Annotated in this window: 9 protein-coding genes; 4 read left to right on the top strand and 5 right to left on the bottom strand. The window is 69.1% G+C overall.

What is annotated here, in order from left to right:
* Positions 1-335 precede the first annotated feature (335 nt).
* The gene (locus OG440_RS07810; protein WP_406006102.1) at positions 336-1,430 is read right to left on the bottom strand and encodes a LacI family DNA-binding transcriptional regulator; all 1,095 of its coding nucleotides are present in this window, start codon (positions 1,428-1,430) and stop codon (positions 336-338) included.
* 212 nt (positions 1,431-1,642) lie between these two features.
* On the bottom strand, positions 1,643-2,656 hold the full coding sequence (locus OG440_RS07805) for a hydroxyacid dehydrogenase (RefSeq protein WP_406006101.1): 1,014 nt from the start codon (positions 2,654-2,656) through the stop codon (positions 1,643-1,645).
* A gap of 1,012 nt (positions 2,657-3,668) precedes the next feature.
* Between OG440_RS07805 and OG440_RS07800 the strand changes: the two genes are divergently transcribed.
* From OG440_RS07800 to OG440_RS07785, 4 genes are all read left to right on the top strand, one after another.
* Positions 3,669-5,192, top strand: coding sequence for a glycosyl hydrolase family 28 protein (locus OG440_RS07800; protein WP_406006100.1), 1,524 nt, complete (start codon positions 3,669-3,671; stop codon positions 5,190-5,192).
* A complete protein-coding gene (locus tag OG440_RS07795) occupies positions 5,189-8,317 on the top strand; it encodes an alginate lyase family protein (RefSeq protein ID WP_406006099.1) in 3,129 nt (1,042 codons plus the stop codon). The genes OG440_RS07800 and OG440_RS07795 overlap by 4 nt, the downstream gene beginning before the upstream one ends.
* A gap of 48 nt (positions 8,318-8,365) precedes the next feature.
* Positions 8,366-9,616 (top strand): alginate lyase family protein, encoded by a 1,251-nt coding sequence (locus OG440_RS07790; RefSeq protein WP_406006098.1) that lies wholly within the window; start codon positions 8,366-8,368, stop codon positions 9,614-9,616.
* A 92-nt stretch (positions 9,617-9,708) separates the two neighbouring features.
* Complete coding sequence (locus OG440_RS07785) at positions 9,709-11,391, top strand: carboxylesterase/lipase family protein (protein WP_406006097.1); 1,683 nt, start codon at positions 9,709-9,711, stop codon at positions 11,389-11,391.
* Between the two features lie 135 nt (positions 11,392-11,526).
* On the opposite strand, the gene OG440_RS07780 is transcribed toward OG440_RS07785, so the two are convergent.
* The 3 genes from OG440_RS07780 to OG440_RS07770 form a co-directional block, all read right to left on the bottom strand.
* Positions 11,527-12,600 carry a LacI family DNA-binding transcriptional regulator gene (locus tag OG440_RS07780; RefSeq protein ID WP_406006096.1) on the bottom strand — a complete coding sequence of 358 codons (1,074 nt, stop codon included), beginning with the start codon at positions 12,598-12,600 and terminating at the stop codon, positions 11,527-11,529.
* Positions 12,601-12,682: 82 nt separating this feature from the next.
* Positions 12,683-13,624, bottom strand: coding sequence for a homocysteine S-methyltransferase (gene mmuM, locus OG440_RS07775; RefSeq protein ID WP_406006095.1), 942 nt, complete (start codon positions 13,622-13,624; stop codon positions 12,683-12,685).
* A 151-nt stretch (positions 13,625-13,775) separates the two neighbouring features.
* Positions 13,776-15,983, bottom strand: coding sequence for an autotransporter (locus OG440_RS07770; RefSeq protein WP_406006094.1), 2,208 nt, complete (start codon positions 15,981-15,983; stop codon positions 13,776-13,778).
* Between the last annotated feature and the right edge of the window lie 319 nt (positions 15,984-16,302).

Raw genomic sequence — 16,302 nt, 5'->3', positions numbered from 1 at the left:
ACAGCGGCTCGGTACTGGCCGGGAACGGCGGCTGGAAGCCGGACGACGTCGGCGAAGCAGAAGTTGTAGAAACCGGTTGCTGTGACGGTAGGCCGGGGGATTCGCCAGTATCAAGGGGCGTGCAGGAAATTATTGGGCCGGTAGGACGCCGTGCGGCGTCGTACGGTGGGCCGGGCGCGCCCTTGATGGCTTGTAGAGAAGCAGGTCAGATGCGATGTCCGGCGGTGCTGGGAGGAGAGTGGCAGAGCCCCCGGAGAGGCCCGCACACCGTGGAAGATACTGAGAAACCGTTTACGAAAACAGATCGATGAGCGGGTCCCTGGCGACGTCGAGGCTCACGGGTGTCGCTTCGGCGGCCGCACCGAGTCCCGTACGACGACGTGGGTGCCCAGGATCAGGTGCTCGGCTTCCCCGCTCTTACGTCGGGGGCCGCCCCCGAGCCTCTGCCTCCGATCGGCCACCGCACGCAGGGCGACCCGGCCCATCTCCTCGTAGGGCACGTGCACCGTGGTCAGTTGGGGGGTGAGCTGGGACGCCAGGGGGATGTCGTCGTAACCCGTGATCGAGACATCGTCCGGCACCCGCAGACCTGCTCCGCGCAGTGCCTGCATGGCTCCCGCCGCGACGATGTCGGTGCCGGCGAGCACGCCGGTGAAGTCGGGCGTCTCGTGAAGAGCCGCCTGCACGGCGGCGTACCCGTGCTCGTCGTCGTACGGACCGTGCCGGACCAGCCCCTGGTCGAACGGCACCCCGTATGCCTCGAAGGCCCGTCGGGCCCCCTCCAGCCTGCCCTGGGCGGTGGTGAGCTCCGCAGGGCCGGGCAGGACCAGGACCCGCCGGTGACCGGCCGAGAGCAGGTGGCTGGCCATGGCGTAGGCGCCGGACTCGTTGTCGTAGTCGATCGTCGTGGCCGGGACGTCCCCCTCCAGCGGTGGCCTGCCGACCAGGACCAGATGCGAGCCGGCCGCGTCCAGCGAGCGGGCGAAGCGAGCCATCCGCAGCTGGTACTCGTCGTAGTCGTAGGCCCCGCCGAGCAGGACCACCGCGTCGGCGCCCTGCTGGCGCATCAGGTTGACGAGGGTGAGTTCGCGTTCGGGGTCGTCGCCCGTGGTGCCGACCAGCGACATCCAGCCGCGCAGGGTGGCCGCACCCTCGACGCCCTTTGCCACGTGGGCGAACGCGGCGCCGGTGATGTTGTTGATCAGTATCGCCACCGTCGGCGTACCACCACCGGCCAGGGAGCGGGCGTGCGCGTTGGTGACGTAGTCCAGGTCGCGGACGACCTTCATCACGCGGCGCCGTAGTTCCTCGGAGACCGGATAGTTGCCCGACAACACGCGGGAAACGCTTGCTACGGACACGCCCGCGCGTTCCGCCACATCCCGTATGGTCGCCCGGCCGGCGTCACCCGTCGTCCTGCGCTGACTCACGTTGCGGCTCCTTCACTGTTCGTGGGCGCCGACGAGGACGCCATGGAGGCCACGGTCGCGGACACAGCCCTTGCCTGATCAAGGCACGGCCGGGGCCCGGCCCCCCGTCGGTGCCGGAACCGTATCCCAATGGTTCACGGCTCGGACCGGCCTGTGGACAACCTCGGCCGCCGCCGCGCCCGGCGGGGTCGACAACGGCTCGGACCTGTACATCACGCCACCCGGGCCAGGTCGGCGTGCCGTACCTCATGGCCGAGGGGAAGTGCGTCGGCCAGCCGTTCCAGCTCCTCGACGACGATGCGGCCGAGCCGTTCCAGCTCGTTTCCGAGGGAGCCGGCGATGTGCGGGGTGAGGAACACGTTCGGCAACCGGTACAGGGGGGAGCCCGCCGGCAGCGGTTCGGGCTCGGTGACGTCGAGTACCGCATGCAGTCGACCGGAGACCAACTCGTCGGTGAGGGCGGAGTGGTCGACGAGGGCGCCTCGCGAGGTGTTGATCAGCACGCCGCCGTCACGGACCAGGGCGAGGCGGGCACGGTCGAGCATGTGACGGGTCTCGGGGATGTCGGGCGCGTGCAGGCTGACGATGTCGCTGTGCCGCAGAAGATCCTCCAGGGAGAGCAGCCGCGCCCCGAGCGCGGCGGCCTCCGACGCCTCCACATACGGATCGTGCAGGAGGACCTCGAAGTCGAACGGGCGCAGCAGCTCCAGGAGACGGCGCCCCACACGAGAGGCGCCGATGACACCTATCCGGCGGCCGAGGTTGCCGGTGGCCGCGGTCTCGGCGGGGGTCGGCTGGGCCTGGGTACGGCGGAAGCGCTCACGGTGGACGAAGGCGTCCTTCCCGGCGAGAAGGATCATCGCGAGGGTGTATTCGGCGACCGGGACGGCGTTGCCGGTCACGGCGCTGGAGACGGTCACCCCTCGGGCCCACAACGCCTCTCCGACCAGGGAGCGCACCGAGCCGGCGGCATGCAGGACCGTACGGAGCCGAGGTGTCGAGTCGAGGATGCCCGTATCGAGGCGGGGGCAGCCCCAGCCGGTGATCAGGATTTCGGCGTCGGTCAGCGCCGACGCCGCCGCGGGATCGGAGAAATCCCTGACGACGAGCGCAGGATCGATATCGGCCGTCCGCCGCAGCCGGGCCATGAGGGGCGGGGGAAACAGCAGGGGAAGGTGCACCGGATCCATGGCGAACACGGCCCTGGGCAGCTGGGCGCTGGGCATGACTCTCCTGAGGCGCGTGGGAAACGTTTTCTGAAAACGCCTTCTACCGTAGATCTGGCGCAGAGGCAGGGTCAATCGGTCGGGGCCGGCGGGAGCGGAAACCTTTCGGACGGATCCCCGGCAAGTAGTCACCTCAGAAGGGTTGTTGAGGAGGAACGGAGATCCGCTTGGCCGGCCACGAGGGCGGGTGCGGTCTGTTTCCGAAAGAGGTGAGGTCAGCGGGCCGTGAGCCGTGTGAGGGATGTTCGGTGCACGGGTGAGGTCACAACCGGTTGTGGCGGCCTTGTCGAAAGTGGCGCCCTCGGGTCGATCGTCGCGGTGGCACGGCTCGATCGTCCGGTGCCGGGGCCTTCCTCAATGCGGGCGCTCCGATCCATGCAGCTCAGGGGCCTGCCGTCCCGCTGCAACCGAGGCACCTGTCCGCCGGCGGTGGTCTGTCTGGGCCGTGCACAGAGTTTTCGAAAATCTACGGGGCCCCTTGACGGGCTCCCGGGAGCGGAAGAAGCTCTGGCCACCCCTTAATGGCAACCGGTTCCTACCTGTTACTGCCGCGCCTTCCGGCGACCGAAGCGCTCGTGCTCACCTGGTCCAGAACGCTCCTGCCTTTCCGAAACAGAAGTCGAGGCCCCCATGCGCTTCCACGCCGGCACGCCTACCAGCCGCCGACACTTCCGTTCTCTGGTGGTCGACGGCGCAGACGGCGCAGGGGTCGACAGGGCGGGGCTCACCGGGTGTGCGCCGCAAGCGTCGAGCGGACGGGGCAGGCGGGTCGGACTCCCGCTTTTCACTGGTCGGCCACGCCCGCCGCGTCGCTCATGGCCGCCTACGTCAACGCGCCTGCCCCACCCGTCACCGACCTCATCGCCGCCTGGATGACGTACGTCGTGCCCGTCCTGCTGGTCACCTTCGTGGCTCAGCGCGGCTTCGTAGCCGGGTCGACGTCCGGCCTCGAGCAGTGCGAACTTTCCGCCTCGCGCGGTATTCCCTCACCAACCGTTGCAAGGAGTCATGCATGAACGCGCCCCTGTCCCGTCGCACCGCCCTTCAGGCGGCCGGCGCCACCGTGTTCGCCGCCGGTCTGTCCGGGGGCCTCACGGCCACGGCGGCTCACGCGGACGACCACAACTCGGCCTCCAAGCTGATCACCTACCCCCGACCGGCCGCGCTGCCGACGAACACCAGCTTCAAGGTCCGAGTGCGTAAGGCCCCTGACGGCGAGTGGCAACTCCTCGACATCTACCGGCCTCAGCTGGAGGAGATCAACGCCACCACCGGCTCCGGCAAGGTCTACAACACCTCGATGGTGTACTTCGACTTCCGCGGCTCGGTGGAGCTGGAGGTCGTCTATCTCAAGGGCGGCGTCACCAAGGCCAGAGTGCGGCCGGACGCGCTGGGCATCGCGCCCGAACTCCTCGGAGACACCATGCGGTTCACCCTCGACGAGCCGCGCGATGTCGTCGTGCAGATCAATGAGGAGATCTTCGACTGCCTGCATGTCATCACCAACCGCATCGACCCGCAGCCGCCCTGCGCGGACGATCCCGACGTCATCTATTTCGGCCCGGGCGTGCACACGATCACCGGCAACGTCCTCACCGTGCCCAGCGGCAAGACCGTCTACCTCGCCGGAGGCGCCGTCCTCACCGCGCAGGTCTTCTTCAAGGACGTCGAGAAGGCCGCACTCACCGGCCACGGCATGCTCTACGCCGGCCCCGGCGGGATCCTCTGCGAGGGCAGCAAGAACATCCGCGTCCAGGACGTCATCATCATGAACCCCAACGGCTACGCCGGCACGTTCGGGGAGAGCGAGAACATCCATGTCAAGAAGGCCCGTTCCTTCAGCTCGAAGGGCAATGGAGACGGTTTCGACGTCTTCTCCTCGACCGGCATCGTTTTCGACGGCTGTTTCATGCGCAACTCCGACGACTGCTTCGCCATCTACGCGCACCGCTGGGACTACTACGGCGACACGCGCGACATCACCATCCAGAACTGCACGCTCTGGGCCGATGTCGCTCATCCCATCAACGTAGGCACCCACGGCAACACCGATGCCCCCGAGATGATCGAGAACCTCGTCATCAAAAACCTCGACATCCTCGACCACCGTGAGCCGCAGATGGGATATCAGGGGTGTATCGCCCTCAACCCCGGTGACTGCAACCTCATCAAGAGCGTTCGCATCGAAGACGTGCGGATCGAGGACTTCCGCTGGGGCCAGGTCATCCACATGCGGATCATGTACAACACGAAATACAACACCTCGGTGGGGCGCGGCATCGAAGACGTGTACGTCAAGAACCTCAGCTACCGCGGCACTCACGCCAGTCCGTCGTTGTTCCTCGGCTACGACGCCGAGCACGCCATCAAGAACGTCACCTTCGAGAACCTGGTGATCAACGGGCAGGTCATCGCCGACTCGATGAAGAAGCCCAGTTGGTACTACACCACCGACGCCATGCAGTGGTTCTACAACGAGCATGTGCTGGGCCTCAAGTTCCTCACCACCGCCGAGGCGGAGGCGGTCGCGCAGTGAGCGACGTCAGCCGCCGCGGTCTGCTCAAGTCGTCCACGGCATTGCTGCTCGCCGCGGGCACGAGAACGGTGTTCGCGCCCACGGCCAGGGCGGCGGAAGCGGGTACGACAGGCGTCGGATCCGCATTCGCCTTCACTCACCCCGGTCTGCTGCACAGTGCCGCCGACCTCGCGCGTATGAAGTCCGCGGTCGACGGCAGACAGTCGCCTGTCTACGACGGCTATCTCGCGCTCGCCGCACACAGTCGCTCGCAGACTGCATACACCATTCAGAACACCGGCCAGATCACCTCCTGGGGGCGCGGCCCCGCCAACTTCATGATCCAGGCGGTCGCCGACTCGGCCGCCGCCTATCAGAACGCTCTGCTGTGGGCTGTCACCGGAGAGCGCGCCCATGCCGACAAGGCCCGCGACATCATCAACGCCTGGACGGCCTCCCTCTCGATGATCACGGGAGCGGACGGACCACTCGGCGCCGGCCTACAGGTGTTCAAGTTCGCCAACGCGGCCGAACTGCTGCGCCATACCGCCTACGACGGTTGGGCCGGCTCGGACATCTCCCGCTGCGAGGAATCCTTTCTGAACGTCTGGTATCCGGCGGTCTCCGGATACATGCTCTACGCCAACGGCAACTGGGACCTGACGGCAATTCAGTCCATCCTCGCCATCGGCGTGTTCTGTGAGCAGCGCACCCTTTTCGAGGACGCTCTGCGCTTCGCCGCGGCGGGCGCCGGAAACGGCAGCGTGACCCACCGCATCGTCACGGCGAGCGGACAGGGGCAGGAGAGCGGTCGCGACCAAGGCCACGAGCAACTCGCGGTGGGTCTCATGGGCGATGCCGCCCAGGTCGCGTGGAACCAGGGCGTCGACCTCTGGAGCCACGACGGTAACCGCATTCTCGCCGGCGCCGAGTACGCGGCCCGCTACAACCTCGGGGGCGACGTCCCTTTCATCCCTGACCTCGACCGCACGGGCAAGTACATCAAGAAGACGGTTTCCGCCACAGGACGTGGCACCCTGCCTCCGATCTACGAGATGTACTACGCGCACTACGCCGGAGTCCGAGGCCTGGAAGCGCCTTACGCACGGGCGGCGCTCTTCCGCGGCACCGGCGGCACACGAGTCGTCGAGGGCGGTAACGACGATCTGCCGAGTTGGGGAACCTTCGCCTACGCGGGCGCGACCACCCCGGCCCCGACCGTTCCGGCATCTCCGGCCGGGGTCACGGCCATGGGGGAGGAGCGGGCCGTCGCGGTGTCGTGGCTGCCGTCCGCCTGGGCGACCAGCTACACGGTGCTGCGCGGCACCGCCCCCGAGGGCCCCTTCACGCGGCTCGCGGCCGACGTCCACGAACCCGCGTACACAGACACCGGCGTGCTCGGCGGGCGCACGTACTACTACACGGTCATGGCGGTCAACTCGCTCGGTCTCAGCGGGAGTTCGATGGTCGCCCGGGCTGCTGCCGGGCTGCCCGAGCCGTGGTCGACGACCGATGTCGGCGCTGTCGCGATCCCGGGCTCGGCCGCCTTCGACGGTGAGCGGTTCCTGCTGGAGGCTTCCGGTGGCGCCGACTCCTACCGCCTCGTGCACCTTCCGCTGCAGGGCGACGGTTCGGTCACCGCCCGGATCGTCTGGCCGCTCAGCTCCCAGTACTCCAAGATCGGCGTCACCCTGCGCGCCTCCCTGGCCCCGGACGCTGCGCACGCCTCGATACTGATCCAGGGACTGCCGCTGCATGCCTGGAGCGGCGTGTGGACCGTACGGCCGAGCGCCGGGGTGCCCGTCTCGGCGACCGGGAGCACCCCCGTGCCTCCGTCCCAGCGCGAGGCGATCACCACCAAGGCCTCCTTCCCGATCTCCGACCTCGGTGCGCTGCCCGAGTCCGCGACCCCGATCGAGGCCCCTTACGTCGAAGGCGCGGGCGACGGATACCGCTTGCGGGCGCCGTACTGGGTGCGGGTGACCCGGAAGGGCCGACGCTGCACAGGCTCCATTTCGGCAGACGGTGTGCAATGGACCGTAGTCGGCGCGACGGACGTCGACGATATGCCGCATATCGCATACGCCGGCCTCGCTCTCACCTCCTGTCTCGGCGTGGACGAGGAGTACGCCGAGACGGGCACCGGCGCCTTCGACAACGTCAGCGTCACCGGAGCGAGCGTGGACGTCTGGCGCATGCCTCGTCCCACCCGCACCGCGGCCGACCTGAGCGCCGCCACCGGCGCCGACGGCGTCCGGCTCACGTGGACCGACTCCGACCTCTCCGCCCGCTACACGGTGTTGCGCGCACCACGGGCGCGGGGCCCCTACAGGGAGATCGCGACCGCCGTCGGTCCGGTCGGATTCGGTACTCGCATGCGCTACACCGATGTGAGCGGAACCCCGGGGTCGACGTACCACTACGCCGTCTCCAAAACCAACTCGGCGGGCAGGGGCCCCCGTTCGAAACCGAGCAGTGCGGTGGCGCCCTCCCTCTCTCCCGCCGCCGGCCAGGCGGCGCGCTTCGAAGCCGAGCCGCTTCCGTCGCCCTGGACGCATGGCGATCTCGGCGACGTGGTCATCGATCCGCGCGACTACGGAACCTTGGGTGCCGTGGCCGTTCTCACGCCTGGCGACGCGGCGTACGACCACGGGACCTTCGTCGTACGCGGATCGGGCGCCGACCTCAACGTCAACTCGCAAGGCATGACCGGGCAGTTCGTGCGGCGCAGCTTGTCCTCGGACGGCGAGATCACCGCGCGGCTGCTCTCCCGCGAGGGGGCGGCCGCCGACCGCGTCGGTCTGCTGATGACCAAATCCTTGTCGCCGTTCGACCAGGCGGCGGGTCTGATCGTCACCGGCGGCACGACCGCGCAGCTCATGCTGCGGCCCACGGTGGCCGGTGCCTCCGCCTTCACCGGCACGACCGCCGTCCAGCTCCCTCTCCTCTTGCGGCTGAAACGCACGGGAACCGTATTCGCCGCCCTTGTCTCCACCGACGACGGCGTCACCTGGACCCCCCTCGCCGAGGGCTCGATCCCCGGCTTCGGTGACGCTCCCTACCACGTGGGCCTGGTGGTCTGCTCCCGCAACCCCCAGGCCCTCGGTACCGCACGGTTCGGCGAGGTGATCGTCACCTCGGCATAGCCAACCCGGGATCCCCCACGGATCCGCCACGATGGGAGCCGCACCCCCATGAGCCGTACATCCCCCCACCTTCACGACAACCGCCAAGTGAGCCGCCGCGGACTGCTGAAGTCCGCCGGAGGCCTCGCCGCCGCCGTCGCCCTGGGCGCGAGCGTCACCGCCGCCGCCACGACGCCGGACGCGGCGCCGTCCACCTTCACCCACCCGGGCATGCTGCACAACGCCGGTGACATCAATCGCGCGAAGGTCAGGGTCGCCGCCGCAAGCGATCCCTGGTTGTCCGGCTGGAACAAACTGATCGCCAACCCCCACTCCCAGGCCGGCTGGACGCCCAGGGCGACAGCGACGATCATCCGCGGCGGCACCGGCGAGAACTACAGCCTGATCTACAACGACATAGCCACCGCCTACCAGAACGCCCTGCGGTGGCGGATCGGCGGCACGGAAGCCAACGCGCGCTGCGCAGCGGGCATCCTCAACGCCTGGGCGAGAACGCTCACTACACTCACCGGAAACGCCGACCGTTTCCTCGCCGCCGGGATCTACGGCTGGCAGTTCGCCAATGCGGCCGAGCTGATGCGAGGGTACGACGGCTTCGACCTCTCCGCCTTCCAGCAGATGATGGTCAACGTCTTCTACCCGCTCAACAACGGTTTCCTGACCCACCACAACGACGCCTGCATCACCAACTACTGGGCCAACTGGGACCTCTGCAACACGGCCTCCATTCTGGCCATCGGCATTCTCAACGAGGACTCCGCCAAGTACGACCAGGCAGTCGCCTACGCCAAATCCGGCGCGGGAAACGGTTCCCTCGCGCACGCCGTGCCGTACCTCTACACCGACGCGAACGGCTACGCCCTGGGCCAGTGGCAGGAGTCAGGACGGGATCAGGGGCACACCGTGATGGGCATGGGCCAGATGGGCGCGATCTGCGAGATGGCCTGGAACCAGGGCGACGACCTCTACTCCTACGACAGTAAGCGTTTCCTGAAAGCCGCCCAGTACGTCGCGAAATACAACCTCGGCAAGGACGTGCCCTACACCGCCTACACCTGGGGCAGTGGCCAGAACTGCGCGCAGAACTCTCAGACCGTCATCTCCGCCTCGTCGCGTGGGCAGGTCCGTCCGGTGTGGGCGATGCTCCACTACCACTACAACCGGCGCCTGTCCCTGGACGACAGGTACGTCTCGCAGATGTGCTCCGCCGTCGCGCCCGAGGGCGGCGGCGGGGACTACGGGTCCACCAGCGGCGGCTACGACCAGCTCGGTTTCGGCACCCTCATGTACGCCAAATAGCCCAGCCGCAGGCTCGTGCACCGGAATACCACGCGCCGTTGTGGTGCTCTGGTCATACCGGTGCGCGAGCGCGGCGAAGGGCTGGTGAGCAGATGGCAGCAGACCGGACGGACCCACGGGCCGAGGCCCGGACGGAGCCCGACCCCGATCCCGTCGTCACGACCCCCTACGGGGCCGTACGCGGGAGGTACGAACACGGGATCGCCGCCTTCCGCGGGATCCCGTACGCGGCGCCACCTTTCGGGGCCCGCAGGTTTCGGCCCCCCGCGCCGCCCGAGCCCTGGGACGGGGTTCGCGACGCGGGAGCCTTCGGCGCAACGCCGCCGAAACCGCCGTACTCCGAGGCTTTCGCCCAGTACCTGTCGGACCCCGTCGTGGCGGGCGACGACTGCCTCAACCTCAACGTCTGGACACCCGAGCCCGGCCCGGCCGCCCGGCTGCCCGTCCTCGTCTGGTTGCACGGGGGCGCTCTGACCAGGGGTTCGTCAGCAGTGCCGGTATACGACGGACGGCATTTCGCCCGCGATGGAATCGTCTTCGTGTCGATCAACTACCGGCTGGGGGTGGAGGGCTACGGGCTGTTCCCGGACGTCCCCGCCAATCCCGGTCTGCGTGATCAGCTTGCGGCGCTGGAATGGGTGCACCGTTCGATCAGGGCCTTCGGCGGCGACCCCGACAGGGTCACCCTGGCGGGACAGTCCGCCGGAGCCATCAGCGCCGGAGCCCTGATCGCGGCTCCGCGGGCGCAGGGCCTGTTCCGGCGCGCCGTCCTCCAGAGCGGACCGCCGCAGGTGTCCGACCGGGACAAGGTCCGGCGCATGGTCCGCCGCATGGCGGCCCGGCTGAAGGTTCCCGCCACGGCCGAAGCCTTCGCCGCGGTGGACCGGGACCTGCTGCTGCGCGCCCAGGCCGAGGCCGGCCGGCTCAGCAGCCCCGTTCTGGGCGGCCCCGCCTTCGGCATCGTCGTCGACGGCGACCTCGTCCCGCGCGACCCCCAGCAGGCCCTCGTCGACGGGGATGCCGCCCCGGGTACCGACCTGCTCCTGGGCTGGACCCGGGACGAGTACCGGCTGTGGCTGGTCCCGGGCGGACTGATGGAACGTGTCGATCGGCTGGGGGCCGTCGCCCTCGCCGGTGCCATGGCCCGCTGTCGCTGCGGCCATGAGGTGCCGCGCGGCTACCGCGCCCTGCATCCCGAGGCCGGCACCGGCGAGATCGTCGGTCAGATGGTCACCGACAGTCTGCTGCGCAGCCCCCTGCAACGACTGGCCGAGGCGCGCTCCGGGTCGTCCTATGTGTACGAGTTCGCCTGGCCCTCGCTGAAGCCCGGCCTCGGCGCATGTCACGCCCTCGAGCTCGGTTTCGTCTTCGACACCGGCGAAACGACCGAGAGCGCGAAACTCGCCGGGGACGGTGTGCCGCAGGAACTCGCCGACGCGATGCACGGGGCGTGGACACGGTTCGTGGCTACCGGCGACCCCGGCTGGGAGGCCTGGGGGCCGGCGCATCCCGTGCGGATCTTCGGCGAGGCGGACAGCGGACGACATGAGGACGACGGCATTCCGTACGAGGTCGACCGTATGTCGTATACGGCATACGGTCCGCGCGACCGCGAGATGGCCCTGTGGGCAGCGGCGGCGACAACCGCTCCACCAGGAGGAATCGTCGACGAGCCGCCCGCGCGGGACCCGCTGCCCGTCAAGACCCTGCGCGGCACCGAACTCAGGTCCGCGGTGCGTCGACTGCGCCGCGCCGGGGGAGTGCGAGGACGCTGACCGCCCGGCCCGCCCAAGTGGGCGTGAGCGGTAGGGGCTGTGGCGTGAGGTCGGAAATCTGATCCACGCTGCGGTGCGGCGCGGTGCGTGCCAGGAGCCCGGCGGGGTGGCTCGGCAGGCCGGCGCCACCAGCTGTCACCTCGTGGCCACGGACCCTTTTCCAGCGCCTGCGACCGAGTCCCGAACCACCACATGCGTGCCCAGCAACAGGTGGTCGCCGGGCGCGTCAGGGGCGCGGCCCAGCACGGTGCGGACGGCGAGGCGACCCAGCTCCTGGTAGGGGACATGGACCGTGGTCAGGGCCGGACGCAGGTCGCGGGCGAACGGGATGTCGTCGTAGCCGGCGACCGACACGTCGCCCGGTACGTCCAGGCCGACGTCGTGCAGGGCGGCCAGGGCGCCGATGGCGACCATGTCGGTGGCGGCCACCACGGCCGTGAAGTGCAGGCCCTGATCCAAGGCCAGACGCAGCAGGCGGTATCCCGAGTCGCGGGAGAAGTCGCCGTGCAGGACCAGCGTCGGATCCGCGTCGATGCCCCGCGCAGCGTGGGCCTTTGCGTAACCGCTTTCACGTGCCAGCGCCGTCGTGTGGTCCGGCTTGCCGCCGAGGAAGAGCACCCGGCGGTGGCCCTGTGCGAGGACGTGCGAAACCAGGGCGAACGCACCGCCCTCGTTGTCGTACTCGACGACCGTCACGGGCGCTCCGGGGCCCAGTGGTGGTCGTCCGCACAGGACGAGCCGGGATCCGGAGGAGGAGAGCGAGTCGGCGATACGGCGGGTGCGCTCGCGATATTCCGGTGTGTCGGCCGCGCCGCCCACCAGGATGACGGCGGCGGCCCGCTGGGCCCGCATCGTTTCCACGAAGTCCAGCTCGCGCCGCACGTCACCCTCGGTGCTGCACACCAGGCACAGGTGACCGAGCCGGTGCGCCTCGCGTTCCACACCGTGCGCCATCTGCGCGAACGACGGTCCGGTGATGTCCTCCAGCACGAAGGCCAGCGTCGGAGTTCCGGCACCGGCGACCGCCTTGGCGCGAGCGTCGGCGACGTAGTCCAGCTCGCTCACGGCCCGAATGACCCGTCGGCGGGTCTCCGCGCTGACCGGGTACACGCCGCCGAGCACCCGAGACACGGTCGACGCGGACACCCCCGCATGGGCCGCCACGTCCCGGATCGTGCTGCGCACCGCGTCCGCGGTCTTCCGTGTCATCGTGCCCTCCCCCTCGGCGAAAAGCCGACAGCAACCGCTTTCCCGAGCGGAGGCTAGCAGCGGGGGGCGGGCGGCCGGAGGGCTATGCGGAGGTCAGTGTCCGAGCGATGGACGCGACCGCCTCCGGACCGACTCGACAGCAGCCGCCGATCAGACGCGCCCCCGACTCCCGCCATTTCAGGACCTGTTCGGCGGTGAAGGTGGATCGCCCGTTCCAGGCGCGGGCCTGTGCGTCCCACACCTCGCCACTGTTGGGGTAGACCACGACCGGCTTGCCGGTCACCCGCGCCGCGGTCGTCACAGCGGCCTCGACGTCTTCCGGGGCGCAGCAGTTGACCCCGACCGCGATCACCTCGTCCGACTCGGCGGCCAGGGCGAACGCCTCGTCCAACGGCTGCCCGGCGCGCGTACGCCCACCGGCGACCGAGTACGACAGCCAGGCCGGCACGCCGAGACCGCGCACCGCGCGCAGCAGCGCCTCGGCCTCATCGGCGTCGGGAACCGTTTCCAGCGCGAATACGTCCGGCGCCGCAGCGGCCAGGACCTCCAGCCGGGGTCGGTGGAAACGTTCCAGTTCCTCGACACTCAGCCCGTACCGGCCCCGGTACTCGGAACCGTCCGCGAGCATCGCTCCGTAGGGCCCCACCGAAGCAGCCACCCACAGCGGGTGGGCGAGGCCCTTGTCCCGGGCCTGCCGAGCGGCCTCCTGGGCCAGTTCCACACTGAGCGCCAGCAGACGGGCAGCCTCGTCGTGGCCGATGCCGCGCTTGGCGAAGCCCTCGAACGTGGCCTGGTAGCTGGAGGTGATCGCCACGTTCGCGCCCGCCTCGAAGTACGCGAGGTGCGCCTCCGTGATCGCGTCGGGCTGCTCCGCGAGTAGTCGCGCGGACCACAGTTCGTCGCTCAGATCGTGCCCGGCGGACTCCAGCTGGTTGGACATACCGCCGTCAAGGACGACGGCTCCGGAGGCGAGAGCCGTGGAGAGGGAGGTCTCGGCGGGGGGAGCGGGGAAATCGCTGGTCATGTCACGACGCTAGTCGAAGGGACGGCGCGCGGTCGGATGTGTCCAATCAATGAACAGGGTGACCACAATATGAGATAGATGATGAGGGGTGCGAGATGGGGAGCGGGCCCTTGCCCTGCTTCATCGCTCCCGGGTCACGTGTGGCAGCTCATCACCCGTGTGTCGAGTGCCGTCCACCGCGGCGGCGCCCGCCGCCCCGCGTGCGCCTGGTCGCGGGGACCAGGAGGCCTCCGAGCAGCCCGGCTGCCAGTACGTACGGCCACCAGCCGAACGCGCCGCCGCGGGCCGCGCTCGCACTGCGCGTCCGGGCTGCCACGGACCCCGACGAGGCTTGTCCGTGCGCGCTCGCCGACGGGCTCTCGGTTGTCGCCGTGAGGACGACGTCATTGCCGTCACCACCCTTGTAACTGATCCGGTAAACGGTGTCGGCGAGCTTTACCTCGGCTCCCTCGCGCAGCGTGTCGAAGGTGCCGGTCGTGGGCGTGTCGCCGGTGTGGTCCAGGACGGTGATCACCCGGGCTGGGACATCGGCGGTCGCGGGGGAATCGTTGCCGGAAGCGGTACCAGCACCGTTTCCGGTCCGCGGCGAGGACGTGCGGTGGGCGGTACCGGCTTGGGGTGTCACGGTGCCCGTCCCTGCCTCGGACAGGTCGAGTCCGCCGCCCAGGGTGACCTTGCCACCCACCTTCAGGGGCTTGTCCGCCAGGACCAGCTGCCCCTTGTCATTCTGCGTGTAGGCGCCGGTCACGGTCAGCCCACCCGTGACCACGCCCTCGTTCGTCACGGCGCCGTGCACCGTGCCCTTGCCGCTGAGCGCGCTCGTCACCCGCAACGCCGAGTCGCCGGTGTCCAGCCGCGCTCCAGCCGACGTCAGCCGGATCGCCCTGCTGTTGGCGAGAGTCGTCCCGTTTCTGAGCGCCAGGGTTCCCTGCTTGACCGTCGTCGTTCCGGTGTATGTCACCGCGGTGCCCGTGAGAGTCGTCGTCGCCGCTCCGGACTGGACGAGCGAGCCGCTGCCGCCGAGCCGGGAGAGGGAGATCGCGGTCTTCGTGTTGCGCACGACGAGAGTGCCGTTGTTCACGACGCGGCGTCGGTCGGTGCCGGTGAGCAGGGAGCCGTCCCCCTGCGCCGACCCCAGTCGCAGGACCGCCCCCTCCCGCACGGTCGTAGAACCGTCGTAGTACTGGGGGGCCGCGAAGGTGACGTCGTTGCCCTTGGTTCCTGCGATGACCACGTCGCCGGCGCCGGGCACGGCCAGGGTGTCGTGGTACTTGCCGCCGCCGATCGGCGCGCCCAGGGTGACCGGTCCGTTGTAGTCGAATGTCAGCAGGGACCGCCGTCCGCTGGCTTCATGCAGGTTGATGTAAACGGTGTCCTTTGTTCCCGGCATGAAGATCTCGTGCGTGGTGCCGTCGCCCCACTGCACGTCGGCGCCTTCGATGTTGGTGCCGCGTTTGTTCAACTGGTGGGCGACGGCACGCCAGTTGATGTCCGGGTCGCTGAGCGAGGGATGGGTGTCGCCGCCCTGGTCGCTGTAGCTGTACTGCCCGGTGAGGACGACCTTGCTGCCCGGTCGCGAGTGGACGTTGATGTCGCTGCCGTACTCCGGCTGGTAGAAGTCCTGCCGCAGCGTGATCGTCTGGTGGAGCGGGGTGTCGATGATCCAGGACCCCTGGTTGAGGATCGCCCGGGCGTTGGGCAGTGACACCGGGTATTCCGGGCGGCCGACCGCCATCCCGGTGCCGTTGTCGATGACCCCGGAGAAGGGATGGGTGCCTGCCAGGTCGAGGGTGCCCCACATGCTGCGGGGCTGGGTGACGAGGCCGGTGCCGCTGATCGTGCCGATGTTGAAGGTGCGGGTCAGCGAGAGCCGGAGGGTGCCGTCGACGCGGACGTTGAGCTGATTGAGCCGGTAACCCGGAGTGTCGTAGGGGAAGTGGCCGATCAGCCCCGTGCTCCCGCCGGTGCCGTACTGGAGGGTCGTCCCCCGCTCCACCGTGATCGCGGGCGGGTCGGGGTGGGCGACCGTGGTGTAGGGATGATTTCCGCCCTGCGTGCGCACCACCTGCCGCCGCCGTGCCTCGGGCAACGTGAAATCGCTGTCCTTGCTCAGGACCAGCGTTCCGCCGCCGCGCACGGTAAGCGTTCCCAGACCTCGGAAAGCACCGTCGTAGGTCGTCGTCCCGGAGGGCACGGTGACCACGGTGTCGCCGGCGAGCGTCACGTCCCGGTTCGCCAGGACGTCGGCGGTGACGTCCCGGGAGTCGGCGGCGATGGCCGGGGGAGCGATGGCCACGAGGGAGGCGACGGTCGCGAGGGCGCCGAGGACCGCTGCTGAGGTGTGGAGAGGGCTGTGCACGTATCGGAGACGCGTCGGCGCGGCACCGATAACAGAAATCTGCTTTCCCGGATGCCGCCGGTGGCTGTTCGCACCCAGAAAACCACCTTCCCGCCGGAAACCTCCGGAAAGGGCTTTCCATCAAGTCACGTCCGATCCGTTGACCTGCTCGTAACGCACCCTTACCTTTTCGGCGTTCGTCATTCCACATGTCGTTCGCAGTTCCGAACACCCTCTCTCGAGAGGTAGCCGCGTGTACCCCGATCCGCTCGATTTCCGACATGCCGACCCCGACCCCCAGGACCGACCTCATCCCTCCCGCGAGGGCCGCAGCACGGCT

The organism is Streptomyces sp. NBC_00637, assembly GCF_045161545.1.
Classification (GTDB): domain Bacteria; phylum Actinomycetota; class Actinomycetes; order Streptomycetales; family Streptomycetaceae; genus Streptomyces.
Note: the sequence above shows the minus strand (reverse complement) of the source record. Positions and strands in the feature narration are given on the sequence as shown.